General features: G+C 62.2%; 26 protein-coding genes and 2 tRNA genes. 12 read left to right on the plus strand and 16 right to left on the minus strand.

The genetic code is table 11. The annotated features are described in order from the left end of the window. Positions 1–27 precede the first annotated feature (27 nt). Both E0E41_RS13100 and asnS read left to right on the plus strand, forming a co-directional pair. Positions 28–1428 (plus strand): APC family permease, encoded by a 1401-nt coding sequence (locus E0E41_RS13100; protein WP_242623781.1) that lies wholly within the window; start codon positions 28–30, stop codon positions 1426–1428. Positions 1429–1513: 85 nt separating this feature from the next. Continuing rightward, the gene (gene asnS / locus E0E41_RS13105) at positions 1514–2908 is read left to right on the plus strand and encodes an asparagine--tRNA ligase (protein WP_130870260.1); all 1395 of its coding nucleotides are present in this window, start codon (positions 1514–1516) and stop codon (positions 2906–2908) included. A gap of 64 nt (positions 2909–2972) precedes the next feature. On the opposite strand, the gene hcp is transcribed toward asnS, so the two are convergent. The 8 genes from hcp to E0E41_RS13145 all read right to left on the minus strand — a co-directional run bounded on the left by hcp (position 2973) and on the right by E0E41_RS13145 (position 11586). Beyond that, a complete protein-coding gene (hcp, locus tag E0E41_RS13110; RefSeq protein ID WP_130870261.1) occupies positions 2973–4604 on the minus strand; it encodes a hydroxylamine reductase in 1632 nt (543 codons plus the stop codon). Between the two features lie 347 nt (positions 4605–4951). Beyond that, a complete protein-coding gene (locus tag E0E41_RS13115) occupies positions 4952–6679 on the minus strand; it encodes an ATP-binding protein (RefSeq protein ID WP_130870262.1) in 1728 nt (575 codons plus the stop codon). Positions 6680–6695: 16 nt separating this feature from the next. Continuing rightward, entirely contained in the window at positions 6696–7361 is a 666-nt protein-coding gene (locus E0E41_RS13120) for a response regulator transcription factor (protein ID WP_130870263.1), read from the minus strand. A 12-nt stretch (positions 7362–7373) separates the two neighbouring features. Next, positions 7374–8018, minus strand: coding sequence for a phosphate signaling complex protein PhoU (gene phoU / locus E0E41_RS13125; protein ID WP_130870264.1), 645 nt, complete (start codon positions 8016–8018; stop codon positions 7374–7376). A gap of 81 nt (positions 8019–8099) precedes the next feature. Next, a complete protein-coding gene (gene pstB / locus E0E41_RS13130; protein ID WP_130870265.1) occupies positions 8100–8861 on the minus strand; it encodes a phosphate ABC transporter ATP-binding protein PstB in 762 nt (253 codons plus the stop codon). A 15-nt stretch (positions 8862–8876) separates the two neighbouring features. Then, positions 8877–9743, minus strand: a complete 867-nt coding sequence (gene pstA / locus E0E41_RS13135) for a phosphate ABC transporter permease PstA (protein ID WP_130870854.1) — start codon at positions 9741–9743, stop codon at positions 8877–8879. Between the two features lie 9 nt (positions 9744–9752). Beyond that, entirely contained in the window at positions 9753–10619 is an 867-nt protein-coding gene (gene pstC, locus E0E41_RS13140; protein ID WP_130870266.1) for a phosphate ABC transporter permease subunit PstC, read from the minus strand. Positions 10620–10707: 88 nt separating this feature from the next. Then, positions 10708–11586: a phosphate ABC transporter substrate-binding protein gene (locus E0E41_RS13145; protein WP_130870267.1), complete on the minus strand. Its 879-nt coding sequence runs from the start codon at positions 11584–11586 to the stop codon at positions 10708–10710. A gap of 347 nt (positions 11587–11933) precedes the next feature. Here E0E41_RS13145 and tnpA point away from each other — a divergent pair, with 347 nt between their 5' ends. Then, positions 11934–12410 carry an IS200/IS605 family transposase gene (tnpA, locus tag E0E41_RS13150; RefSeq protein WP_130869097.1) on the plus strand — a complete coding sequence of 159 codons (477 nt, stop codon included), beginning with the start codon at positions 11934–11936 and terminating at the stop codon, positions 12408–12410. A gap of 140 nt (positions 12411–12550) precedes the next feature. On the opposite strand, the gene E0E41_RS13155 is transcribed toward tnpA, so the two are convergent. The 4 genes from E0E41_RS13155 to E0E41_RS13170 form a co-directional block, all read right to left on the minus strand. Beyond that, a complete protein-coding gene (locus E0E41_RS13155) occupies positions 12551–13210 on the minus strand; it encodes an HAD family hydrolase (RefSeq protein ID WP_130870268.1) in 660 nt (219 codons plus the stop codon). 17 nt (positions 13211–13227) lie between these two features. Continuing rightward, on the minus strand, positions 13228–14598 hold the full coding sequence (gene rpoN / locus E0E41_RS13160; RefSeq protein ID WP_130870269.1) for an RNA polymerase factor sigma-54: 1371 nt from the start codon (positions 14596–14598) through the stop codon (positions 13228–13230). A gap of 117 nt (positions 14599–14715) precedes the next feature. Further along, a complete protein-coding gene (locus tag E0E41_RS13165) occupies positions 14716–15006 on the minus strand; it encodes a sigma-70 family RNA polymerase sigma factor (RefSeq protein WP_242623782.1) in 291 nt (96 codons plus the stop codon). A 10-nt stretch (positions 15007–15016) separates the two neighbouring features. Then, positions 15017–15250 (minus strand): hypothetical protein, encoded by a 234-nt coding sequence (locus tag E0E41_RS13170; protein ID WP_130870270.1) that lies wholly within the window; start codon positions 15248–15250, stop codon positions 15017–15019. Positions 15251–15508: 258 nt separating this feature from the next. On the opposite strand from E0E41_RS13170, the gene E0E41_RS13175 reads away from it, so the two are divergent. The 5 genes from E0E41_RS13175 (at position 15509) to E0E41_RS13195 (ending at position 17239) form a co-directional block, all read left to right on the plus strand. Next, positions 15509–15584: transfer RNA gene (locus tag E0E41_RS13175), tRNA-Thr, on the plus strand. Between the two features lie 16 nt (positions 15585–15600). Continuing rightward, a tRNA-Tyr gene (locus tag E0E41_RS13180) sits at positions 15601–15685 on the plus strand. A 212-nt stretch (positions 15686–15897) separates the two neighbouring features. Then, complete coding sequence (locus tag E0E41_RS13185) at positions 15898–16527, plus strand: LexA family protein (protein WP_130870271.1); 630 nt, start codon at positions 15898–15900, stop codon at positions 16525–16527. A gap of 15 nt (positions 16528–16542) precedes the next feature. Then, entirely contained in the window at positions 16543–16893 is a 351-nt protein-coding gene (locus E0E41_RS13190; RefSeq protein ID WP_130870272.1) for a DUF6483 family protein, read from the plus strand. A gap of 13 nt (positions 16894–16906) precedes the next feature. Further along, positions 16907–17239, plus strand: a complete 333-nt coding sequence (locus tag E0E41_RS13195; RefSeq protein ID WP_130870273.1) for a cupin domain-containing protein — start codon at positions 16907–16909, stop codon at positions 17237–17239. Between the two features lie 37 nt (positions 17240–17276). On the opposite strand, the gene E0E41_RS13200 is transcribed toward E0E41_RS13195, so the two are convergent. Both E0E41_RS13200 and E0E41_RS13205 read right to left on the minus strand, forming a co-directional pair. Then, on the minus strand, positions 17277–17651 hold the full coding sequence (locus E0E41_RS13200) for a metallopeptidase family protein (RefSeq protein ID WP_130870274.1): 375 nt from the start codon (positions 17649–17651) through the stop codon (positions 17277–17279). After that, complete coding sequence (locus E0E41_RS13205) at positions 17648–19813, minus strand: Tex family protein (protein WP_130870275.1); 2166 nt, start codon at positions 19811–19813, stop codon at positions 17648–17650. The genes E0E41_RS13200 and E0E41_RS13205 overlap by 4 nt, the downstream gene beginning before the upstream one ends. A 120-nt stretch (positions 19814–19933) precedes the next feature. Here E0E41_RS13205 and E0E41_RS18560 point away from each other — a divergent pair, with 120 nt between their 5' ends. The 4 genes from E0E41_RS18560 to E0E41_RS13220 all read left to right on the plus strand — a co-directional run bounded on the left by E0E41_RS18560 (position 19934) and on the right by E0E41_RS13220 (position 23491). After that, positions 19934–20887: a hypothetical protein gene (locus tag E0E41_RS18560; RefSeq protein ID WP_165450550.1), complete on the plus strand. Its 954-nt coding sequence runs from the start codon at positions 19934–19936 to the stop codon at positions 20885–20887. A gap of 58 nt (positions 20888–20945) precedes the next feature. Then, positions 20946–21392: a MarR family winged helix-turn-helix transcriptional regulator gene (locus E0E41_RS13210; protein ID WP_130870276.1), complete on the plus strand. Its 447-nt coding sequence runs from the start codon at positions 20946–20948 to the stop codon at positions 21390–21392. A gap of 97 nt (positions 21393–21489) precedes the next feature. Continuing rightward, entirely contained in the window at positions 21490–22896 is a 1407-nt protein-coding gene (locus tag E0E41_RS13215; RefSeq protein WP_130870277.1) for an MATE family efflux transporter, read from the plus strand. A gap of 16 nt (positions 22897–22912) precedes the next feature. Further along, positions 22913–23491, plus strand: coding sequence for an AAA family ATPase (locus tag E0E41_RS13220; RefSeq protein WP_130870278.1), 579 nt, complete (start codon positions 22913–22915; stop codon positions 23489–23491). A gap of 130 nt (positions 23492–23621) precedes the next feature. Here the strand turns inward: E0E41_RS13220 and E0E41_RS13225 are convergent, their stop codons facing one another. Beyond that, positions 23622–24410 carry an OAM dimerization domain-containing protein gene (locus tag E0E41_RS13225; protein WP_130870279.1) on the minus strand — a complete coding sequence of 263 codons (789 nt, stop codon included), beginning with the start codon at positions 24408–24410 and terminating at the stop codon, positions 23622–23624. Then, positions 24407–25975: a lysine 5,6-aminomutase subunit alpha gene (locus tag E0E41_RS13230; RefSeq protein WP_130870280.1), complete on the minus strand. Its 1569-nt coding sequence runs from the start codon at positions 25973–25975 to the stop codon at positions 24407–24409. The genes E0E41_RS13225 and E0E41_RS13230 overlap by 4 nt, the downstream gene beginning before the upstream one ends. Positions 25976–25991: the final 16 nt, after the last annotated feature.

Raw genomic sequence — 25991 nt, forward strand, 5'->3', positions numbered from 1 at the left:
ATCCAACAAACAGAACGGGGGATGGGCATGGGCAAGAGTATCAGCTATTTCGGCCTGGTGGCCATGGGCGTGGGGTGTATGCTGGGCACCAGTTGGCTGCTCCTCACCGGTACCTGGCTGGAGACGGCGGGGGGGCCGCTCAATCTGGCGGTGGCCTTCGCCCTGTGCATCGTCATCGAGCTGCCCTTCGCCTTCGCCTACATGGAGGCCATCCCCATGCTCCCCCTGCCCGGCGGCGAGGTGGTGTACTCCTACGCCGCCTTCGGCCCGAAAGGCAGCTTTGCCGTGGGCTGGGCGGGGATTCTGATGAACACCATCGTGTACTGCTGGGTGGACCTGGCGGCGGTGTCCCTGCTGGACGGGCTGTTCCCCGCCCTGGGCACCACGGCGGTGCTCTACCACGTGGGGGAGTTCGCCGTCACCCTGCCCAATGTGGTCCTTCAGCTGGCTCTGGCCGGGGCCATTTTGTGGGTACAGCTCCGGGGGGCCAACGTGTGTGCCTCCCTGGCCAAGCTCGCCACAGTGGTGCTGCTGGTCATGTGCGCCATCGGCCTTGCCATCTGCTTCACCCACTTCGACCCGGCGATCTACGCCTCCGACGGGGGCCTGGACTTCAATTTCTCCGGCTCGGCGGCCCTGCTGTCCCTGCTGGTGTTCTCGGTGGCCGGTTGGGAGACGGTGTCCAAGGCCGCCGCCGACGCCACCGGACCAGCCGCCCGCAAGGCGGGAGCTGCCCTCATTACCTGCCTGTTCCTGGTCACCGGCATCCTGTGCCTGGTGTCCACCGCTGTGGCGGGCTGTATGCCCTGGAAGGAGGCGGTGGGCCGCACCGCCCCCTTTGCCGATGTGCTGGTGTTCCTCACCGGCCAGAGCTGGGTGCGCCCCCTGTTTCTGATCACCGCCTTTGTGGGCGCGGTGGGAGTGATGAACTCCACCCTGTACTCCTCCGCCCGGATGCTGTACGGCCTGGCCCAGTTCGCCCTGGTGTCCCCAAAATTCACAAAACTCCACCCCAAATACAACACCCCCACCCGGTGCATCTGGTTCACCGCCGCCTTTGTGGTCATTACCCCCTTCACCGGCAAGCTGCTGTTCCTGCCCTTCATCAATGTGGCCTCCCTGACCACCATCGTCATGTGGGTGATGACTTACGCCGCGGTGCTCCGGCTGCGGCGGATCAGGCCGGAGCTGCGCCGCCCGGTGTCCATGCCCGGGGGCAGGGTGACGGCGGTGCTGGGAGCGGCGGCGTCGGTGTTCCTGGCGGGGAACATCCTGCTGCCCATGAGCCCCGGAGCCCTGAACGGCCTGGAATACGCCCTGGCGGCTCTGCTGGCGGTCCTGGGCGTGGGGCTCTATCTCCGCCGGGACAAGTCGGTGTCACCCCAGGAGCAGGAAAAACGGATCTTTGGGGACCTATTGCGCCGGTAATTGCCCAAAACCCCTTGCAAAATCAGGGAAAAATGATATACTTATGCCCACTGAGGCTAAATTTTACGAATCGAGGGAAATGCCCATGGAACGCAGCAAGATCGCACAGCTTTTTGCCGATAAGGAGAGCCTGGGCGGCCAGACCGTCACCGTCTCCGGCTGGGCCCGCACCATCCGGGATATGAAGGGCTTCGGCTTTGTGGAGCTCAACGACGGCTCCTGCTTCAAGAACCTGCAGATCGTCCTGGACGCCAATGTCCTGGACAACTATAAGGAGATCGCCGGACAGAACGTGGGGGCCGCCCTCACCGTCACCGGCACCCTGGTGCTCACGCCCGAGGCCAAGCAGCCCATGGAGGTAAAGGCCGCTTCCGTCGTGGTGGAGGGCACCTCCACCCCCGACTATCCCCTGCAGAAGAAGCGCCACAGCGTGGAGTATCTCCGCACCATCCAGCACCTGCGGCCCCGCACCAACCTGTTCTCCGCCGCCTTCCGGGTGCGCTCCGTGGCGGCCCACGCCATCCACTGCTTCTTCCAGGACCGGGGCTTCGTGTACGTCCACACCCCCATCATCACCGCCTCCGACTGCGAGGGCGCCGGTGAGATGTTCCAGGTCACCACCCTGGACCTGAACAACGTGCCCAGGACGGAGGACGGCCAGGTGGACTACAGCCAGGACTTCTTCGGCAAGCGGGCCAGCCTGACCGTGTCCGGCCAGCTGAACGCCGAGAACTTCGCCATGGCCTTCGGCGATGTGTACACCTTCGGCCCCACCTTCCGGGCGGAGAACTCCAACACCCAGCGCCACGCCGCCGAGTTCTGGATGATCGAGCCCGAGATGGCCTTCTGTGACCTGAAGGGCGACATGGACGTGGCCGAGGCCATGATCAAGCACATCATCAACACCGTGCTGGAAAAGTGCCCCGACGAGATCAACTTCTTCAACTCCTTTGTGGACAAGGGCCTGAAGGAGCGGCTGGAGCACGTGGCCTCCTCCGACTTCGGCCGGGTGAGCTACACCGAGGCGGTGGAGCTGCTGAAGAAGAACAACGACAAGTTCGACTACAAGGTGGACTGGGGCTGCGATCTCCAGACCGAGCACGAGCGCTACCTCACCGAGCAGATCTTCAAGAAGCCGGTGTTCGTTACCGACTACCCCAAGGAGATCAAGGCCTTCTATATGCGCCTCAACGACGACGGCAAGACCGTGGCCGCCGCCGACTGCCTGGTGCCCGGCATCGGCGAGATCATCGGCGGCTCCCAGCGTGAGGAGCGGCTGGACATCCTGGAGGGCCGCATCAAGGAGCTGGGCATGAACCCCAAGGACTACTGGTGGTACTGCGACCTGCGGCGTTACGGCGGCTGCAAGCACGCCGGCTACGGCCTGGGCTTCGAGCGGATGGTGATGTACCTCACCGGTATCTCCAACATCCGGGACGTCCTGCCTCACCCGAGAACGGTGGGCAACGCCGACTTCTAAAAAACAATACCATAAACGCCAAACGGGCGCCGGGACAATTTGTCCCGGCGCCCGTTTTTAGTATTCAGGAGAAGAACAGCTTCAGGTCGTCCTCCACGGTGCCGATGCCGGCGATGCCGAAGTTCTCCACCAGCACCTTGGCCACGTTGGGGCTGAGGAAGGCGGGGAGAGTGGGGCCCAGGTGGATGTTCTTGACACCCAGGTACAGCAGGGCCAGCAGCACGATGACCGCCTTCTGCTCATACCAGGCGATGTTGTACACGATGGGCAGCTGATTGATGTCGTCCAGCCCAAAGACCTCCTTCAGCTTCAGGGCGATGACCGCCAGGGAGTAGGAGTCGTTGCACTGGCCGGCGTCCAGCACCCGGGGGATGCCGCCGATGTCGCCCAGGTCCAGCTTGTTGTACTTGTACTTGGCGCAGCCGGCGGTGAGGATCACGGCGTCCTTGGGCAGAGCCTTGGCAAACTCGGTGTAGTAGTTCCGGCTCTTGGCCCGGCCGTCACAGCCGGCCATCACCACGAACTTCTTGATGGCGCCGCTCTTCACGGCCTCCACCACCTGGTCCGCCAGAGCCAGTACCTGGGCGTGGGCGAAGCCGCCGATGATCTCGCCGGTCTCGATCTCGGTGGGAGGAGCGCACTTCTTGGCGTGCTCGATGAGGGCGGAGAAATCCTTCGTCTCGCCGATCTCGCCGGGAATGTGCTTGCAGCCGGGGAAGCCCGCCGCACCGGTGGTGTACAGCCGGTCCTTGTAGCTGTCCTTGGGGGGCACGATGCAGTTGGTGGTCATGAGGATGGGGCCGTTGAAGCGCTCAAACTCCTCCTTCTGCTTCCACCAGGCGTTGCCGTAGTTGCCCACGAAGTTGGGATACTTCTTGAAGGCGGGGTAGTAGTGGGCGGGCAGCATCTCCGAGTGGGTGTACACGTCCACGCCGGTGCCCTGGGTCTGCTCCAGCAGCTGCTCCAGGTCCCGCAGGTCGTGGCCGGACACCAGGATGCCGGGATTCTTGCCCACGCCGATGTTGACGCGGGTGACTTCGGGGTTGCCGTAGGCGCCGGTGTTGGCCTGGTCCAGCAGGGCCATGCCGCTGACGCCGTGCTTGCCCACCTCCATGGTCAGGGCGACCAGGTCGTTCACGGTCAGACTGTCGTCCAGCGTGGCGGCCAGAGCCTTCTGCAGGAAAGCGTCCACCTCCGGGTCGTCCTTCAGCAGGGCGTTGGCGTGCTTGGAGTAGGCGGACAGGCCCTTCAGACCGTAGGTGATCAGCTCCCGCAGAGAGCGGATGTCCTCGTCCTTGGTGGACAGCACGCCCACCTGGGCGGCCTTCTCCTCCCAGTTGTCGGAGCCGTCCCACAGAGCGGCCTGGGGCAGCTTGTCCCGCCCGTCCACCTGGGCCAGCGGGGCCTGCTTAACGTCCAGGGTGGTGCGGATGCGGGCCACGATGGCGTCCTTGTCAAAGTTGGCGTTGGTGATGGTGACGAACAGGTTCAGGGTAATGAGGTGGTTGACCTCGTGGGATACTTCCTTGCCCTCGGCCCGCAGCTGAGTAGTCACTGCGGACAGGCCACGGGTCACGTAAACCAGCAGATCCTGCATGGCCGCCACGTCCGGCTTCTTGCCGCAGACGCCGGCCTGGGTGCAGCCGGCGCAGCCGGCAGTCTCCTGGCACTGATAACAGAACATCTTGTTTTCCATACTTGTTTCCTCCTGAATGGGGGTGTTTTTCTGACTTTCTGGGCAGAGTATACGATACCCGGAGGAAGAAGTATGTTGCAGAAGCAACGAAAGAACGGCTTTTTTGTATGGATTATATTGACAGCAGCTGCACCTCCCTGGGGGGTACATCCAATAGGGGGGCTCGCAGGCCCCCCTGATTGGTCGTTTCAAGGGGTGGGGTGTTGGGGCGGGGGAAATTGAAATCCCCCGCCCCAACCCTTTCTTTCCCGCCGCTTTCTTTGGAAAGAAAGTGGTGCCGCCGGAGGCCCGTGCTTCTGGAAAACAGAAAGGACAGCCGATGGATGATCAGCTGTCCTTCTCTGTCTTTACTGTGCCAGGGGCAGGGTCACGGTGAAGGTGGAGCCCTTGCCCACCTCGCTCTCCAGCGACACGGTGCCGCCGTAGAGCTGGACGATGTGCTTGACGATGGCCAGTCCCAGGCCGGTGCCGCCGTTTTTGCGGGCCCGGCCCTTGTCCACCCGGTAGAACCGCTCAAAGACCCGGCTCTGGGCCTCGGGCGGGATGCCGATGCCGTTGTCCTGGACGGCGATGACCACCTGATTGTCCTTCAGCCGGATGGTAGTATCCACCTTGCCGCCCTTTTCGGTGTACTTGATGCCGTTGCTCATCAGGTTGAGGAGCAGCTCCTTCAACCGGCTCTGGGGCACCGCCACCTCGGCGGACAGCCCGGACACCGACAGGGTCACCCCCGCGTCCTGGGCGGAGGGAGTGAGGAAGGCGGCGGTGTCCTTGGCCACCGCCAGCACGTCGGAGCGCTCGGTGCACTGGTCGATGGCCGCCGACTCCAGCTCGGACAGCTTGAGAATGTCGTTGATCAGGTCGATGAGCCGGTCCACCTCCACACCGATCATGGTGATGAACCGCTTCTGGTCCTCGGGTGAGGCCACCATGCCGCCGGACAGCATATCGGTAAAGCCCTTGATGCTGGTCAGCGGGGTCTTGAGCTCGTGGGATACGTTGGCGGTGAACTCGCTGCGGATGCCCTCCGCCTTTTTCAGCTCGGTGACGTCGGAGATGAGGATGGAGGTGCCCACCGCCTGGCCCTCGTACTGATGGCCGGCCACGGGGGAGACGAACATCCGCAGGGAGCGGGCGTTCTCGGTGAGGGCGTCCACGTCCAGCATGACGGAGCTGTGCTTTTCCTGGCACTCCCGGATGGCCTCACGCAGGCGGCGGCTGCGGGTGAGCAGCAGGGCGCCGTCGTCCTCCTCCCCCTCGGGGAAGCCGAAGATATCCCGGGCCGCCCGGTTGATGGCCAGCACCTTGCCCTTTTCGTCCAGCAGGATCAGGCCCTCCGCCATGCAGTCCAGAATGAGGGACACCTTGTCCCGCTCGTCGGTGATGGACTGGATGTAGCCGCCCAGCCGCTCCACCAGCTTGTCGATGTACCGCAGGATGGGCCGCAGCTCGTCGTCAGACTGGTATTCCTCCAGGCCGGGCTTGCCCGTGCCGTCCAGCACCCCCTGGAGGGCCTGGCTGACGGCACTGAGAGGAGCCACCACCCGGTTGGCGGTGCGCCGGGCCAGAATCAGGGCCACCAGCACCGCCGCTATGGAGGCGATGATGAAGCCCCACAGGCTGCTGATCATCAGACTGTCGATGGAGGACAGGGGCATGGAGGCCCGTCCGATCATGCCGTCGGCAAATTTCTTGGCCACGTAGAGCATGGAGGTGCCGATGGTGTCCGAGTGGCGCACCGCCTCGCCCCAGCCGGTGGCGGAGGCGGATTCCACCTCAGGCCGGTTGTTGTGGTCCTCCAGCCCCTCCGGATCGGCCTCGGTGTCGGCCAGCACGGTGCCGTCGGTGTCGATGATGGTGAGCCGCTTGTCGGGCGCCGCCTGGCTGAACTGGGCCGCCAGGCCCTGGGGATCGGTGTCGGCGCTCTGAGCATCCATCAGGATCAGCAGCTCCTGCAGGGTGCCCCGGGCGGCGTCCATCTCCCGGTTCCGGAACATCAGCGCTCCCACCACGTTGGATATGAGCAGGGCGCACACGACGGTAATCAGCGTGGCGCCGATAATACGTTTTTTCATGCAGGTTCCTCCCACTCTAGGACATTTTATAGCCCACGCCGCGGACGGTGGTGATCACATCCTCACCCAGCTTCTGGCGCAGGGCCTTGACGTGCATGTCCACGGTGCGGGTCTCCCCGGTGTAGTCGTAATCCCACACAGACTGGAGGATCTCGTCCCGGGTGAGGGCCACCCCCCGGCGGGTGCACAGCAGCTTGAGCAGCTCAAACTCCTTATAGGTGAGCTCCACCAGCTTGCCGCCCTTGCGCACCTCCCGGGCGGCGGGGTCGATCTCCAGATCGCCGCAGGTCAGCACCCGGTCGCTGCGGTGCTGGGTGCGGCGGAGGACCGCCTTCACCCGGGCCTGGAGCTCCATGATGCCGAAGGGCTTGACCACATAGTCATCCGCGCCGTTCTCCAGTCCGGAGACCCGGTCCATCTCGGCGGAGCGGGCGGTGAGCATGATGACGGGGATCTCGGAGGTCTCCCGGCCCTCCCGGAGCCGGCGGAGGATCTCCAGCCCGTCCATGCCGGGCAGCATGATGTCCAGGATGTACAGCAGAGGCAGGGGCTGATCGCTGTCCTCGAACAGCGCCTCCCCCGACTCGTAGGCCCGGACGGAGTAACCCACCGATTGAAAATAATAGCGGAGCATCTCCCGGATGCTCTCGTCGTCCTCCACTACCGCGATGGACTTGGACATGGTATCACTTCCTTACCCCAGAATCTCTCCGGTCACACAGAAAATGGCCCACTGGGCAATGTTCACCGCGTGGTCGGCAATGCGCTCCAGATACTTGGCGATGATGATCAGGTCGATGGCCTGGTCGGCCTCCTCCCGGTTTTCCACGATGAGCTCCACCAGCTCGGCCTTGATGGTGCGGAACAGCTCGTCAATCTCGTCATCCAGCTCGATGACCGCCTTGGCGGCGTCGGTGTCCCGGTTGACGTAGGAGAAAATGGCACGCTTCACCATCACGCCCGCCTTCTGGCTCATGGTGCGGATGTGGGCCAGGGCGGAGGTCTGCTTCTGGCCGGTGAGCAGCAGGGAGATCTCCGCGATGTTGGAGCACTGGTCCCCGATGCGCTGCAGGTCGGTGACCATCTTCAGGGCGGCGGAGATGGTGCGCAGGTCACGGGCCACCGGCTGCTGCTGCAGGAGCAGCCGCAGGCAGCGGTTCTCAATGTCCCGCTCCATCTCGTCCATGTGCTTGGTCATTTCCATGGCGTTCTTGGCGGCGGTGTCGTCGGCGGAGGCCAGGGATTCGGTGACCACGTCGATGGCGTCCTCCGCGGCGGCGGCCATGTCGATCATTTCATAATTGAGCTCCTGGAGCTCGGCGTCAAAGGTCTTTCTCATTACCTACTCCTTTATGACATGGGACCCGGAAAATCGGGTCATGGAAGTTCTTTTTGATTCTTTTTCTTTCAAGAAAAAGAATTATCCGAAGCGGCCGGTGATGTAGTCCTCAGTGCGCTTGTCCTTGGGCATGGAGAAGAGCTGGGTGGTGTCCCCGAACTCGATGAGCTGGCCCAGCAGGAAGAAGGCGCACTTGTCGGACACACGGGTGGCCTGCTGCATGTTGTGGGTGACGATGACGATGGTGTACTGGTCCTTCAGATCGGAGATCAGGTCCTCGATCTTGGAGGTGGAGATGGGGTCCAGAGCGGAGGTGGCCTCGTCCATCAGCAGGATATCGGGCTCCACGGCCAGGGCCCGGGCGATGCACAGACGCTGCTGCTGGCCGCCGGACAGACCCAGGGCGGATTTCTTCAGCCGGTCCTTTACCTCGTCCCAGATGGCCGCGCCCTGGAGGGACTTTTCCACGATATCGTCCAGACGGCTCTTGTTCTTGATGCCGTGGGTGCGGGGGCCGTAGGCCACGTTGTCATAGATGGACATGGGGAAGGGATTGGGCTTCTGGAATACCATGCCGATCTGCTTGCGCAGCCAGGTCACGTCCACTTTGGAGTCGTAGATCTCCAGGCCCCGGTACTGGACGGAGCCGGTGATCTTGATGCCGGGGACCAGATCGTTCATCCGGTCCAGGGTCTTCAGAAAGGTGGACTTGCCGCAGCCGGAAGGGCCGATGAGGGCGGTGACCTGCTTTTCGGGGATATCCACACTCACGTTTTTCAGCGCCTGGGTGGGGCCGTACCACAGGTCCAGCCCCTTCACAGACAGGATCGTATTTTCATCCATAATTGTGGGATCTCCTTACTTTTTCTTTAATTTCTTGCCCACCAGCTTGGCGGTCAGGTTGATGACCAGGGTGAGCAGCATCAGGATGGCGGCGATGGCAAAGGCCACGTCGAATTCCGCCCGCTCCTTGGCGTAGACGTACAGGGCCACGGTAAGGGTGGCGCCGGAGCTGTGGATGAAGTTGCTGAAGGAGGAGAAGAAGTTGTTGAGGCTCATGCCCATGCCGGCGGTGAACAGCAGGGCGGCGGATTCGCCCACGATGCGGCCGATGGACAGGATGCAGCCGGTGACGATGCCGTCCACCGAGGAGGGCAGGACCACTGTGCGGATCATCCGCCACTTGCCGGCGCCCAGGCCCAGGGCTGCCTCCCGGTAGGACTGGGGCACGGTCTTCAGAGCCTCCTGGGTGGTGCGCACGATGGTGGGCAGGGTCATGATGACCAGCGTCAGGGCACCGGCCAGCAGGGAGGCCTTCAGCCCCATGAACTGGCAGAAGAACAGCATGCCCACCAGACCAAAGATGATGGAGGGGATGCCGGTGAGGGTCTCGGTGGCGAACTCGATGACGGCCACCAGCCGGCGGTTGCGGGCGTATTCGGTGAGGTAGACGGCGGCGCCCACGCCCAGGGGCAGGATGAAGATCAGGGTGACCACCACGATGTATACCGTGTTGAGGATGTTGGGCAGGATGCCGATGGTATCCTTGATATAGCTGGTCTCGGTGGACAGCAGCTGCCAGGTGATATGGGGCAGGCCCTTGATGAAGATATAGCCGATGATGAACACCAGCAGGGCGCAGGTCAATACCGCGCAGAAATAGAGCAGGAAGCGGAGAACCCGGTCATAGGCCTTCCGCCGCCCGGAAAGCGGCTTCATTTCTATCACAGTATATCACCCCTTTTTCCGTTTGAGAAGCGAATTGAGCACGACGTTGATGAGCATGATGAAGAGGAACAGGACCAGGGCGATGGAGAACAGGGCCTGGCGCTGGAGGCCGGAGGCGTAGGACATCTCGCTGGCCACGGCGGTGGTGAGGAACCGGACGGAGGAGAACAGGGTGGGCATGTTGGCCACGTTGCCCGCCACCATGATGACCGCCATGGCCTCGCCGATGGCCCGGCCGATACCCAGCACGATGGAGGCGGCGATGCCGCTGGAGGCCGCCGGGACGGACACCCGGAACACGGTCTCGATGTGGGTGGCGCCCAGGGCCAGGGAGGCCTCCTCATACTCCTTGGGCACCGCCTTCAGGGCGGTCTCGGACACGGAGATGATGGAGGGCAGGATCATGATGGCCAGCACGATGATGGCGCAGAACAGGCTGGCGCCGTCGGGCAGACCGAACAGCTCCCGCACGGCGGGGACCAGCACCATCATGCCGATGAGGCCGTACACCACAGAGGGGATGCCGGCCAGCAGGTCCACGGCGGTACGCACTGCGGTGGCCAGCTTTTCGGGGGCCACCTTGGCCAGGAATACCGCCGTCATAAAGCCCACCGGCACGCCCAGCACGATGGCGCCGGCGGTGCCGTAGATGGAAGTCAGAATAAAGGGCAGGATCCCGAAGGAGGGCTCCGACGCGGTGGAGGCCCACTTGGTGCCGAACAGAAAGTCCACCAGCCCGATCTCCTTGATGGCAGGCAGACCGGAGATGATCAGGTAGACGGTAATAAACAGGACGAAGACGACCGCGATGAGACCGCATATAAAGAACACCAGGTTCATAAAGGCCTCCAGCGGCCGGAGCTTTTGTTTCATGACAGATGACCGGCCTTTCTTAAAAAGTAAATGACATGCCGAATGCCCCCTCGGAGGGCCGAGGGGGCGGTTCGGAAGAAGTTGCTGCTTACTCGGCCACAGGCACCGCACCGGCACCGGCGATCAGGTCGGCGGCATCGGCGGAAGTAGCCCAATCAACGAAGGCCTGAGCGGCGTCGGAGAGAGGAGTGCTCTCGTTGAGGATGAAGTTGAAGTTACGCTGAATGGCGTAGCTGCCGTCCAGAACGGTCTCCTCGGAGGGAGCCACACCGCCCACGGTGATGGCCTTCACGGTGTCATCCACGGCGGACAGGGAGGCGTAGCCGATGGCGTTGGGGTTGGAAGCCACATTGGCGATCACCTCGCCGGTGGAGGTCAGCTCGTTCTGATACTTGCAGGCGTCGGTGGTACCGGTGATGGTCTCGAAGCCGTCGCGGGTGCCGGAACCGGCCTCACGGCCGATGAACACGACCTCGGCGTCGTTGCCGCCCACCTCGGACCAGTTGGTGATCTCGCCGGTAGCCAGCTGGGCGATCTGCTCCACGCTCAGGTCAGCCACGGGGTTCTCGGGGTTGACGATGATGGCGATGCCGTCCTTGGCCACGGTGATCTGGGTCACGCCGGTCTCGTCATCCTTCAGGTCGCGGGAGGCCAGGCCGATGTCGGCGGTGCCGTCCTGAGCGGAGGTGATGCCGGCGCCGGAACCGGAACCGGTGTACTGAACCTGCACATTGGGCTGCACTTCCTTAAAGGCCTCGGTCAGGGCGCCCATCACGCTCTCCATGGAGGTGGAGCCGTTGGTGACCACGGTGCCGGACAGCTCGGTGGCGGGGGTGTTGCCGTCAGCGGCGGGGCTGCTGCCGTCGGCAGCGGGAGTGTTGGTGGTGTCATTGCTGCTGCCGCAGCCAGCCAGCATGCCGACACACAGAGCGGTGGAAAGCATCAGCGCAAGCGTTCTCTTTTTCATGTTGTTCGATCTCCAATCATGCATTATTTTCTTCATTTCCGGGAACGCTTATCAGTATATCGGGCAATTGTAAAGTTGTCCTTCAAGCCTTTGTAAAGCCTGTGTAAAGCGATCCTGAGGGGTAGGATTTCCGGACTTTACACGATCCATACCACTTTACAAAAGAAAAAGACGCGCCGCGGAAGATATCTTCCGCGGCGCGTCTTGGGTTGTTACCGCTTCAGCGCAACGACAACCCCCAGCTATGCTGGGGAGAGTAAAAAGAATTATATAGTGAAAAAACCTTCTGGTAGAATGGAAGTTGCGGTCGGCCAACTGCAACACCAAAGAACCAGGAGGTTTTTTCGATGAAAGAAAAAGATATAGGGAGTTTGCAACATACGACATGGAGATGTCAATACCATATCGTATTCGCGCCCAAATATAGACGGCTAGCGATATATGGACAAATCAAGAAGGATATCGGACAAATTCTGCGGAAATTGTGTGAGCAAAAAGGTGTGGAAATTATAGAAGCAGAAGCGTGTCCGGATCATATTCACATGCTAATCAGCATACCGCCCAGGTACAGTGTATCACAAATCATGGGGTATCTCAAAGGGAAAAGCAGTCTCATGATATTCGACCGGCATGCGAATTTAAAATACAAGTACGGAGACCGGCATTTCTGGGCAAGAGGGTATTATGTGGATACAGTGGGGCGCAATAAGAAGCAGATACAGGAGTACATCCGGCATCAATTAGAGGAGGACCGGATTGCAGACCAGATCAGCATCAAGGAATTTATCGACCCGTTTACGGGTAGCAAGAATCCCAAGGCATAAAAATAGCCCCTTCAGGGGCCGGCCATGAGTCAGCAATGCAGTTGGCCGACCCATTCGCGGCCCCTTTAGGGGCGTTGTCCGTATTGTGCCCTTCTAGGGCTTACTCAAGCCCCCGGCTTAGCCGGGGGTCCTGACTGCGTTCAGTTGAGGCCCAGCCACTGGCGCAGCTCTCCCAGGTCGGGGGCAATGTGGGTGCAGGGCAGGCCGGAGGCCTGGAAATCGGCGGCGGTGGTGGTGCCGTTGAGTACCGCGCAGAAGGAGGCGCCCGCCCGCCGGGCGGTCTCCCCGTCGATGGTGGTGTCTCCGCAGTACAGGACCTGCTCCGGGGTCAGCCCCTGGGCGGCGATGGCAGCCAGCAGACCCTCCGGATCGGGTTTGGGGTGCTTCACCTGGTCGCCGCCGGTGATGGAGGCAAACAGGGAAGCCACATCTCTGGCCTCCAGGATGGCCCGCAGGGTATCGCCCCGCTTGGTGCTGACCACGCCCACCGGCACGCCCGCCTGATGGAGGGCGGTGAGCAGCTCCACCGCGCCCGGATACAGCCGGACGGTCTCCACCTGCATGGGGCCGGCCTTCTCGGTGTAGAGCACCCGGAATCTGGCCCGGTTCTGGGGGTCGGCATCCCCGGATAGGTGGGTGTATTCATCCTCCAGCGTCATGCCGATGGTGCGCCGTACCGCCTCATAGCCCGGTTCGGGCAGCCCCATTTTGGAAAAGGCGTACCGGAACCCGGCCACAATGGCCTCGGTCCCATCGCCCAGGGTATAGTCAAAGTCAAAAAAGACCGCTTGATACTGCATTCTGTCCGTTCTCTCCCTCATTCATACTGTTTCCGGCCGGTGGTGCTGGGGATGTGCAGCTCGTCCCGGTACTTGGCCACAGTGCGCCGGGAGAGGGTGCAGCCCTGGGCGGCCATCAGCTGGCACAGCTTCTGGTCGGACAGGGGCTTTTTCTTGTCCTCCCCGGCGATGAGCTTCTTGAGCAGCGCCTTGGCCGCGTCGGGAGAGGCGGCCTCCTCCCCGGCGGAAACGGGGCCCAGACTGCGGGAAAAGAAATAGCTCAGGGGGTAGACCCCCATGGAGCACTGGATGTACTTGTCCTTGGTGGCCCGACTGACAGTGGATTCGTGGACCCCGATCCGGTCGGCCACGTCGGCCAGGGACAGGGGGACCAGGTGGCCGGGCCCCTTGCGGAAGAAGGCCTCCTGGAAGTCCAGGATGCACTCGGCGCAGGCCATCAGGGTGGAGCGCCGCTGCTCGATGGCCTTCACCATCCACTTGGCCTGCCGCACCTTTCCGGTCAGATACTCCTTGACGTGCTCATCCTCGCTCTCCTTCATCAGCCGGGTGTAGTATCCGCTGATGTTCAGGGAGGGGAAGTAGTAGTCGTTGGTCAGCAGCTCAAAGTGGTCGGGGAAGCTGACCACGATGATGTCCGGATTGATATAGGTCAGGTTTTCCCGGGCGGCAAAGCCGGTGCCGGGGCGGGGGTTGAGCTTGCGGATCCGGTCGCAGGATGAGCGCACCTCCTCCTGGGTGACCTTCAGCTCCCGGGCGATCAGCCCGTACCGGCTCTTGGACAGGGCGTCCAGATAGCCGTCCACAATGCGCACCGCCAGCTGGTCCACCGGGGTGCGGCGGACCAGCTGAAGCCGCAGGCACTCGGACAGGTCCCGGGCGCCCACACCCGCAGGCTCCAGGGACTGCACCGCATCCAGGGCCCGCTCCATGACCTCCAGGGAGCAGCCGAAGTCGGCGGCCAGGTCGGCCAGCGGCTCATCCAGCCAGCCGTTTTGGTTCAGGCTTTCCACCAGGAAGATCCCGGCGTCCATAACCTCTGGCTCCAGATCCAGGACCTTCAGCTGAGAGGACACATAGTAGTACAGATTTTCATCGTCGTCCCGCACAGTGCCGTAATTGTTCAGCGGGTCGGTTTCCTCCTCGGTGTCCTGCTGGTGGTAGTACCGATTCTGAGGGTCAGTGGATTCCAGCCACTCCAACTTCCGGCGGAGGACAGAGAATTCGTCCTGCTTATCATAATTCTGCTCCGACTCCAGCACCGGGTTTTCCTGCACGGCCTCCTCGATGTATTCCAGAAGCTCCTGGGAGCCCATCTGCAGAACCTCCATGGACTGCATCATCTGGGGGGAAAGCGTCTGCGTCTGCTTCTGAGATAGATTGAGTTCCAATGCCTTTGGCCTCCCTCTGCGAAAAACGTCACATTTCGTTCGGGAGACAGTATATCACGGAAGGGGGACCAATTTCAACCGCCCAGCCAGGCGGCGGATGTAGAAAATGCTGGCGGGCTAATCGTCAGGCCGCTCCAGAAAGGCCTCCGCCCCGTAGCGCAGGCAGCGGCGGAGCCGGGCCTCTCCCCGCTTGATGGTGCGGGAGACGGTGGACTTGTCCACCCCCAGACGCTCCCCGATCTGCCGCATATTCAGCTGTTCGCCGTAATAGAGCAGCAGAAATTCCCGCTGCCGGGGGGTGACGTCCTCCTGCAGGGCCCGCACCAGGTTGCGCTTGAGCCGGGCCATCTGCTGAGAATTGTCCGCCGCCATGGCCCGGGAATAGGCCGCCATGTCCGCGGCGTACATGCCGCCTCTTCTATAGCGTGTATTTGACATTGCGCCGGTACCCCCTCTCATAATACCGCTCACACAGGACCGCCAGATCCCTGGCCTCCCGCCACATGGTCCGCAGCATCTTGATACGGTCTTCCAGCCGCATCCGTCTGCCCTCGTCCCACTCCTCCCGCTGCTGGTTCTCCAGCAGCAGGGCCCGCTCCCGAAGCGCGGCGGCGCTGGCGCGGTACTCCACTGAAAGCTCCAATAAGGTCATGCTTCTCCTCCCTTTCCTCCTGCCGGATGACCGCCAGACAGCCGGTACACACATCCCGTTCCTGCCCGTACAGCTCGCTCCGGCACCGGCGGCACCAGCCTGCCGGCGGGACCCGCTGCATGTCCCGCAGCGGGTCCGTCCAAACCAGAACCCGGATCTCCTGTCCCTCCTCAAAAAAAGATGAAAAAAGATCGGACTTTCCCTTGACAAAACACACCCTTTCTGATAAAATAACCTTCGCTGTGGACGAGCTGATATGCTGGTGTAGCTCAGTTGGTAGAGCAGCTGATTTGTAATCAGCAGGTCGGGGGTTCGAGTCCGTCCACCAGCTCCATCGTTCAACTTCATATGGAGGAGTTCCCGAGTGGCCAAAGGGGGCAGACTGTAAATCTGTTGCGATTCGCTTCGGTGGTTCGAATCCACCCTCCTCCACCAAAAATGTCTCGCCGATAGGCGGGGCATTTTTATTTGCGGCTATCTCCGAACGGTGTCGAACGAAGAACAGTAATTAGAACACAAGTTCTAATGTAAAACTATGATAGCACCGAATGGAGATGAAAGTCAATGGAAAATTGTCGAAACATGTTGCGTTTGGTGATGAAATATGATAGAATAGCCCGTAAAATGGGACAGGGAGGGGAAAGCAGGTGAAGCAGGAGAGCAGCATTGGGGCCCGCTTGCGCACCGTAATGGCGGAACAGGGCCTGAGTTATGAGCAGCTTGGAGAGCGTCTGCATATGAATCCTCAGACGCTCAATCGCTACGTGCTGGGTCAGCGGGAGCCCAAGATCGGCACCGCCGCGGCCATGGCCCGTGCCCTGGGGGTAGACCCCCTGTGGCTCCAGGGCTTTGATGTGCCCCGGGTCCCGGCGCCCCAGCCGATGGAGACCTCGGTGGTGCCCATTCTGGGTACCATACGGGCGGGTACCCCTCTGCTGGCCCAGCAGGACCTGGAGGGGTATGCGGCGGCCAATGTGCCTGACCCGGAGGAGTGCTTTTATCTGCGGGTCACCGGCAACAGCATGATCAATGCCGGTATCCGGGAGGGGGATCTGGTGCTGCTCCGGCGGCAGGAGACCGCCGAGAACGGCCAGATCGTGGCCTGTCTGGTGGATGGGGAGGACGCCACCCTGAAGCGGTTCCGGGTGCAGAAGGGCGTGGTTATCCTTCAGCCGGAGAACCCGGACTACGAGCCCAAGATCATTCCCCTGCGCGACTTTGAGACGGGGGCCGCCCGGATCATCGGGGTGGCGGTGAAACTGGTACGGAATTTATAAAAGGAGGCAGCTGCCATGGTAACGGAAGACTGGCTGATGCGCCAGGTGGAGGCGATGGCCCGGTCCATCGCCATGCTGGTATTTCATAAGGAGGGGACGGACTACGTCCCGTCAGGCGACGAGACGGCCGACGGGCTCCACGGGGAGCTGATGCGCCGGCTGGAGGTGGGGGACCTGTGCGGCGCGGAGGACCTGCTGTTTGAGACCGCCGAGGAGGGCGGCCTGGGCTGTCTGGAGGCCGGGGTGGATTTTTACGCCCGGCTCAACGAACTGAGCGACGCCCAGCTGGAGGAGGCCGGCTTTGGCCGGGACGAGATCCAGGAGGGGCTCCAGGACCTGTCGGAGCGCTTCGGTGTGGTTCTGTAAGGAGGAAAGAGGAATGAAAATCAATTTTTCTGAGATGGTGGAAGAGGAGATCCCCCAGTTCAAGGGGGGCGAAAAGGTCACCTATGCCAAGCTGTACAACGACGAAAAGGCCCGCATCATGCATGGCCGGCTGGCGCCCGGGGCCTCCATCGGCCTGCACACCCACGTGGGCAGCAGCGAGGTGGTGTATGTCCTGTCCGGCACGGGGAAGGCCCTGTATGACGGCGGGGAGGAGCCCCTGGCCCCCGGCGACTGCCACTACTGCCCGGAGGGCCATACCCACTCCCTCATCAACAACGGCACGGAGGACCTGATCTTCTTCGCCGTGATCCCCCTGTATGAGTAAAAAGGTGCCGGACGTTTGACGTCCGGCACCTTTTTTCTTAGTGCTCCCGCTCCCGGCGGTATTCCTCCATTTCCAGCTCATCCTTGATCTCCAGGCCCCGCTCTCCGGCCAGGCCCTCGATGTGGTGGGTGAATTCGTGGGACAGGGTGGTGTACAGCTCGTCCTCCCAGTCCTCCTCCGTCCAGTTTTCCTGCTCCGCCAGGGCGGCGAAGGAGCCGTAGTAGAGGTTGATATATCTGCCCATCATGTCGTTGCAGTACTCCCCCATGATGTAGAGGTCCTCTCCCTCTGGGTCCTCCCTGGCCTCGGGCAGCAGGGAGATGCCGCCGTTGAGCTCCTGATAGAACGCCTCCGGAAATTCCTCCGCCATCTGGTCCAACAGGTCGCCTGCCTGGTCAAAGCTGAGGATCATACCACCGCCTCCTTGGGCTTCTTCATGGTCAGGGAGATGCGCTTTTTCTTCTCGTCCACCTCCAGCACCCAGACGGTGACGATGTCCCCCACGGCGCACACTTCGCTGGGGTGGCGTACCCGCCGGTTGGACAGCTGGGAGATGTGGACCAGCCCGTCCTGGTGGACCCCGATGTCCACGAACACGCCGAAGTCGATGACGTTGCGCACCGTGCCCGTCAGCTCCATGCCCGGCTTCAGGTCCTTCATCTCCAGCACGTCGGTGCGGAGGATGGGCTTGGGCAGCTCGTCCCGGGGGTCCCGGCCGGGCTTCATCAGCTCGTCCACGATATCCTTCAGAGTGGGCAGGCCCACGCCGCAGGTTTCTGCCGCCTTTTCGGGGCCGCAGGCCTGCACCTTCTCCCGCAGCCCGGAGATAGCCCCTGCCGCCACATCCTTGACCGTGTAACCGCACAGCTCCAGCAGCTTCTGGGCCGCATCATAGCTCTCCGGGTGGACCCCGGTGCGGTCCAGCACGTTCTTGCTCTCGGGCACCCGCAGGAAGCCGGCGCACTGCTCAAAGGCCTTGGGACCCAGCTTGGGCACCTTCAGTACCTGCTTCCGGGTGGTGAAAGCTCCGTTCTCCTCCCGGAATTTGACGATGTTCCTGGCGGTGGTGTGGTTCAGCCCCGCCACATAGGACAGCAGGGGGGCGGAGGCGGTGTTCAGATCCACGCCCACGCTGTTGACGCAGTCCTCCACCACGCCGCCCAGGGTCTCGTCCAGCCGGGCCTGGGGCATGTCGTGCTGGTACTGTCCCACGCCGATGGACTTGGGGTCGATCTTCACCAGCTCGGCCAGGGGGTCCTGGAGCCGCCGGGCGATGGACACGGCGGAACGCAGGTTCACGTCGTAGTCGGGGAACTCCTCGGCGGCCAGCTTGGAGGCGGAGTACACCGAGGCCCCCGCCTCGTTGACGATCATATAGCTGACCCCGCCGCCCATTTTTTTGATGAGCTCCACCGTCATCTGCTCGGTCTCCCGGCTGGCGGTGCCGTTGCCGATGGCGATGTGGGCCACGCCGTGCTTTCTGATGAGTCTGGAGAGCACGTCGATGGCCTCCTGCTTTTTCCTTTCGTTAAAGGTGGGATACACCACCGCCGTGTCCAGCACCTTGCCGGTGGGGTCCACCACTGCCACCTTGCAGCCGTTGCGGTAGCCCGGGTCCAGGCCCATGGTGACAAATCCCTTCACCGGGGGCTGCATCAGCAGGGGCTTCAGGTTGAGGCCGAACATCCTGATGGCCCCCTCGTCGGCCTGCTCGGTCAGGGTATTGCGGATCTCCCGCTCCAGGGAGGGCTTCAGGAGCCGATCCCAGGCGTCGTCCGCCGCGGCACGGACAAACTCCATGGCCGCCCGGCCGGGCACCACCGCCCGGCGCACCGCGATACGGGCGGTCTCGTCGTCCAGCTCCACGCTTACCTTTAAAATATTCTCCCGCTCTCCCCGGTTGATGGCCAGCACCTGGTGGCCCATGGCCCGGTTCACCGGGGTGCGGAAATCGTAGTACAGCCGGTAGACGGTATCCTCCGGCTCCTTTTCCGCCGCCCGGGACACCAGCACCCCCTGGCGGAGGTACAGGTCCCGCAGGCGCTTGCGGACGTTGGCGTCGTCGGAGACCGCCTCGGCGATGATGTCGCTGGCCCCCTGGAGAGCGGCCTCCGCCGTCTCCACCCCCTTGTCCGGGTCCACATACTGCTCCGCCAGAGCCTGGGGATCCACCTGGGGACCCAGGGCGAACAGGGCAGCCGCCAGAGGTTCCAGCCCCTTTTCCTTGGCCATGGTGGCCCGGGTGCGCCGCTTGGGCTTGTAGGGCAGGTACAGGTCTTCCACCTCCGCCAGGGTGGCGGCGGCGTCGATGGCGGCGGCCAGCTCCTCCGTCAGCTTGCCCTGGCTCTCGATGGAGGCCTTCACTTCCTCCCGCCGCTTGTCCAGGTTCCGCAGGTACTGCAGCCGGTCGGCCAGGTTGCGCAGGGTGGTGTCGTCCATGCCGCCGTGGAGCTCCTTGCGATAGCGGGCGATGAAGGGAATGGTGTTGCCCTCGTCGATGAGAGTGACCACGTTCCGGATATATGTCTCCTTCTGGCCCAGCTCCCGGGCCAGAATCTGGATGATGCTCTCCATAGAACTACTCCTTTTAAATAAGGTATTCCTATTTTACGTGATTTTCACGGTCAAGTCCAGCAAATCTCCTTGCGCTTTTTTGACGTAACCCGTAGAATAAAGGAAAAGGAGGGGAATGGAATGGATCCCAGACTGGAGAAGATCAACAAGACATGGACGGAACTTACCGAGCAGGCCTCCCGGCTGAGCCGGGCAGGGGCCCAGCTGGCGGAGCTGGAGCGGCAGCGGAACGAGCGGCAGCAGCGGGTGGCGGAGACCGGCGCCATCTACCGCAAGGAACAGGACGACGTGGACAAGCTGGAGCAGGGCGGTCTGCGGGCTTTTTTCATCGGCCTTACCGGGAACATGGAGGAACGGCTCACCAAAGAGCGGCGGGAGGCCATGGCCGCCAAGTACCAGTATGACCAGGCCATGTCCGACCTGGAATACCTGGACGGAAAGATCCGGGAGCTGCGGGGCCAGCAGGAGGAGCTGAAGCAGGTCCAGCAGAGGCTGGAGGCCCTCAGTCAGGCCAAGGCCAAGCTGCTCAAGGAGCTGGGCGGTGAGACCGGAGAACAGCTGCTGGAGATGGACCGGCGGCAGGCGGAGCTGGAGCATCAGCTCCGGGAGGTGCGGGAGGCCCTTTTCGCCGGCCGGCGGGCCGAGACCGCCATCGAGCAGGTGGTCAACAGTCTGGACAGCGCCGAAGGCTGGGGCATGTGGGATATGCTGGGGGGCGGGCTGCTCTCTACCGCCATCAAACACGGCCATATGGATGACGCCCAGGACGGCCTGCGGCAGGTCCAGCGGGCCCTGTCCGACTTCCGCACCGAGCTGGCCGACGTGGGGAATATCCAGATCCCCGACATCTCCATCGGCTCCTTCGCCACCTTTGCCGACTACTTCTTTGACGGTATTTTCGTGGACTGGTATGTGCAGTCCAACATCCACGACGCCCAGAGAGGGGTGTCCGAGGTGCAGGGAAAGGTCCAGGCCGCCGTTCACACCCTGGAGGCGGCGGAGGACAGCCTGGACCTGGAATTGGAGGGCCTCAAGGCCCGCCGGTCCGCTCTGCTGGACAGCGTCCAGTCTTGACAAACCGGGAGAATAGAGATAATATGTAACTGGTTACTTATTTGAACGAGGTGGGAGCATGCCAGGTCTGATGCCCTTTGGCCTGAAAATCGCGATCATCAACCGGGAGTTCCGCAGGCGGATGGACGAAAAAGCCGCCGCCATGGGGCTGACCTCCGTGCAGCTCCGGGTGCTGGGCTCGGTGAGCCGGTTGGAGGCAGCGGGAAAAGAGGAGATCCACCAGAATGATCTGGAGCGGATCGAGCATGTGACCCATCCGGCCATGACCAAGATGCTTCAGCGGCTGGAGAGCAAGGGCTTTATCCGGTGTGTGCCCAGCCAGAAGGACCATAGGTACAAAAAGGTCACCTGCACCCAGCGGTCAGCCGGTATTCACCGCCTGATCCTGGCCCAGGATGCAGAAGTGGTGGAGGAGCTGTGCAGTGACTTTTCCGGAGAGGAAAAGGAACGGCTGATGGAGCTCATCGACCTGCTGCTGGACCGGATCGGCCCGGAAAACAAGTGAATTCCAAAGGCGGCACGCCGAGGAGGAAACTCGGTGCGCCGCCTTCTTTTTTTGCCCAAATAGGTAACCTGTTACTTATATGGAGGAGGACAACAACATGGAAAAAGCAGTACCGGAAGGGAAAAGTCCCTTCGCAACAGAACCGATCGGACGGTTGATTCTGAAATTTGCCGTTCCCAGCGTCATCGCGCTGTTGGTCAATTCCCTGTACAACATCGTGGACCAGATCTTCATCGGCTGGGGCGTGGGCTATCTGGGCAACGGCGCCACGAACATCGTATTTCCCATTACCATCGTCGCCCTGGCCCTGGCCATGATGATCGGCAACGGCGGCGCCGCCTTTCTCAGCCTGAAACTGGGCGAGGGCAAGGTGGACACGGCGAGAAAAGGCGTGGGCAACGCAGTTACCCTTGTGGTGATCGTCAGCATCGTCCTGGCGGCAGTCTTTCTGATCTTCATCAATCCCATTCTGAACCTGTTCGGCGCTACTGACGTGCTTCGCCCCTACGCCCTGCAGTACGGCTATATCATCGGTATCGGCCTGCCCTTCATGATGATCTCCGGCGCCATCAATTCCATGGTCCGGGCCGACGGCAGCCCCAAGTTTGCCATGTTCTCCATGGTCATCGGCGCCGTTCTCAACGTGATCCTGGACCCGGTGTTCATCTTTGTGTTCCACATGGGCGTGCAGGGCGCGGCCATCGCCACGGTGATCGGTCAGGTGGCCTCTTTTGTGGTGTCTGTGGTCTATATGCCCCGGTTCAAGAGTGTCCGCCTGACCAAGGCCGCCTTCCGGCCCAGCGGACGGACCTGCGGGAATATCGTCACCTTCGGCCTCAGCAGCTTCATTACCCAGTTTGCCATCACCATCGTCATGGCGCTGACCAACAACCTGCTGGCCATCTACGGCGCCGCCTCCATTTACGGCGCCGAGATCCCCCTGACGGCCACCGGCATCGTCATGAAGGTCAACCAGATCATGATCGCCATCCTGCTGGGCATCGCCACCGGCACCCAGCCCATTATCGGCTACAACTACGGCGCCAAGAACTTCAAGCGGGTGAAGAAGGCCCTGGAGATCTCCCTCATCGCCTCGGAGGTCATCTCCGTCCTGGCCTTCCTGCTCTTCCAGTTCTCCCCCATGACGGTGGTGTCCCTGTTCGGCTCCGAGGAGGGCCTCTACAATGATTTCGCGGTAAAGGCCTTCCGCATTTTCCTGATGCTCTGCCCCCTGACCGGGTTCCAGACCATGGCGGCGGTCTATCTCCAGGCGGTGGGCAAGCCGGTGAAGTCGGCCATCCTCTCTCTGGCCCGGCAGATCATCTTCTTTGTGCCCGCGGCCCTGATCCTGCCCCAGTTCCTGGGCGTGGAAGGCGTCCTGTGGACGGGACCCGTGGCCGACGGCCTGGCTTTTGTCCTCTCTCTGGCCCTGCTCCTGTATGAGAATCACCACCTGAAGAAGAGCCACGCGGCCCAGCTGGCGCAAAACGGACAGACAGAATAAAAGGAGGCTATGGAACATGAAAAACAGAATCATTACCATCAGCCGCGAATTCGGCAGCGGCGGGCGCACCATTGGAAAGAAAGTGGCGGAGGCCCTGAATATTCCCTGCTATGACAGCCAGCTGATCCAGAAGATCGCGGCGGAGAGCGGCTTCAATGAGGACTACATCAAGGAGGCCGGCGAGTATGCCCCCGGCGGCTTCCTCTCCTCAGCCCTCTCCCACCGGGGAATCGCATCTACCAACGAGGACTACATCTGGGAGATCCAGTGCCGGATCATCACCGAACTGGCGGAGAAAGGACCCTGCGTCATTGTGGGCCGGTGCGCCGACTACATCCTCCGGGATAAGGCGGACTGCCTGAAAGTCTTTATCCACGCTGACATGAGTTTCCGCGCCAAGCGCATCGTAGAGGTGTACGGCGAGCGGGAGCAGTCGCCTGAGCAGCGCCTGAAGGACAAGGATAAGCGCCGGGCGGCTTACCACCGGTTCTATACCGACATGAAATGGGGCCACGCCCAGAACTACGACCTGACCCTGAACAGCGGCACCCTGGGCATCGACAAGTGCGTGGATATTATCAGACAATTGTATTAAGGAAGAGAAAACGGACGCGGGTCCACAGACCCGCGTCCGTTTTTTGTTGACAGACGGACGGACGGCGGGGCTCCTTTCGGAGCCCCGCCGTCCTTACAGAGAAAAAGAGGGGAAAAGAGAGGAAACGAAATTACTTGCCCAGACGGCGGACCATTTCCTTGGCGCAGAAGGTGGCCACATCGTCGGCGTAGGTGCCGGCGCCGAAACCGGCGTCATAGCCCAGCTCCTTGGCCAGAGCGTGGGTGATGCGGGCGCCGCCGCAGCAGAAGATATACTTCTCGCGGACGCCCTCGGCCTCGGCCAGCTCGATGAGCTCGGTCAGGTTCTTGATGTGGACGTCCTTCTGGGTGACGGTCTGGGAGACCAGCAGCACATCGGCGTTGACCTCGGCGGCCTTCCGGAGGAACTCCTCGTTGGGCACCTGGGAACCCAGGTTGTACGCCTCGATCATCTCGTAGCGCTCCAGGCCATAGTGGCCGGCAAAGCCCTTCCGGTTCATGATGGCGTCGATGCCCACGGTGTGAGCGTCGGTACCGGTGGAGGCGCCCACCACCACCAGCTTGCGGCCCAGCCGCTCCTTCAGGAACTCGTCGGTCTCGTCCATGCTCATGGCCTCGTCGGCCACGGTCTGCACCACGATCTCATTGTAGTTGATGGTATGGGTGAGAGAGCCGTACACCACATAGAAGGTGAAGGCCTCGTCCAGCTTCTGACGGAGCGCCACGTTGGGGTCGGCCAGGCCCATCTTCTGGGCGATGAGCACGGCGGCCGCCGCGCCCTTGTCGTCGTCCTTGACGGGCAGGGTGAAGGACATCTGCACCTTGCCGTCGTTCATGGTGTCGCCGTAGGGTTTCAGCCGGGTCAGGTCCAGGGTGGTGTCCAGGTCCTTATCACGGATTTGATACAGTCCGGAACTCATTTACCGGCACCCCCTTTCATCATGGGAGCCAGGAAGGGGTTGAAGTACCCGGGCGCCTTGTTCACGACGCCTTCCAGGCCCTTGCCGCCGTCGCGGGGCCGCTTGATGTCGGCGAAAATGCCCCGCTCCAGGGTCTCGAAAATACCCAGCTGCTCGATCTGGCCCAGCAGGTCGGTGGCCTTGTGGAGCACGTCGGCCGCACGGTGCTGCATGATGCCGCCTTCCTTGAACACGATCTCGTTGCCCAGGTCGTGCATGGTACGGTAGATGTACTGCGCGTTCTGGATGGCCAGGAAACGGTCGGACAGGAAGGGAGTGTGGATAGCCTCGGTCATCATGCCCAGCAGATGGATCTTCTGGTTGGTCATGATGGTCACCATGTTGAACAGGGCGTCCTGAACCTGGCCGCGGAAGATGTTGCCGGTCATGAACTTCGTGGGAGGCATGTACTTCAGCGGGGCGTTGGGGAAGATCTCGCGGGCCATTTCGGCCTGAGCCAGCTCGTACAGGAAGCCGTTCTCCACGTCGGGATCGATCTCGAAGGCGTGGCCCAGACCCATCTGCTCCTCAGGCAGGCCGGCCCGGAGGGCGAAGGCCTCGTTGAGGAACTGGGAGGCCAGCACGGTGTGGGCCTCTTCCACAGCGTCGGCGGTGGTCAGGTAGTTGTCCTCGCCGGTGTTGATGACCACGCCGGCATAGGCGTTGATGGCACGGGAGAAGGACTGGTCGATGAGGGTGCGCTGCATGTTGATGTCGCGGAACAGGATGCCGTACAGAGCGTCGTTCAGCATCACGTCCAGGCCCTCGAAGGCGCCCATGGCGGCGATCTCAGGCATGCACAGGCCGGAGCAGTAGTTGCACACCCGGATGTAGCGGCCCAGCTCCTCGCCCACCTTGTCCATGGCCTCACGCATCAGGCGGAAGTTCTCCTGGGTGGCGTAGGTGCCGCCGAAGCCCTCGGTGGTGGCGCCGTAAGGCACGTAGTCCAGCAGGGACTGGCCGGTGGTACGGATGACGGCGATGACGTCGGCGCCCTGGCGGGCGGCGGCGGTAGCCTGCACCACGTCCTCATAGATATTGCCGGTGGCCACGATCAGGTAGATCCAGGGACCCTTCTTCTCGCCGCCGTGAGAGGCGATGAAGTCCTCGCGGCGCTTGCGGCGGGCGCGGATCTTGGCCAGGCTCTTTTCCACAATGGGATCCAGAGCGGCGCGGATGTCCGCCTCGCTGTGGGCGGGGATGGCAGTCAGGTCCAGAGAACCGTTGGCCACGTCCTCGGCGATGCCCTGGGGATCCTTCCCTGTCTCCACCATGGCGTTGCCGATCCAGAACGCGGCGCCCTGGGGCAGGCCGCCCTTCTCCTGCAGGTGCTCCACCACTACGTTGGGCAGAGGCACGTCGCCGGAGTCCACACCATCAATGCCCAGCAGACGGCAGATGGTACGCTCGACAGCTACGGTAGTGCAGCCGTCGATGAAGCGCTGGGTATCGTCAGCCACTCGGGAGGCGTGAGCCCGGGCCTCGTCCACCAGCTTAAAATCAAGGTTCAGCTTAGATTCCAACATCGATCACTTCCATTCT

This window comes from Intestinimonas massiliensis (ex Afouda et al. 2020), from assembly GCF_900626285.1.
Taxonomy (GTDB): Bacteria; Bacillota; Clostridia; order Oscillospirales; family Oscillospiraceae; genus Flavonifractor; species Flavonifractor massiliensis_A.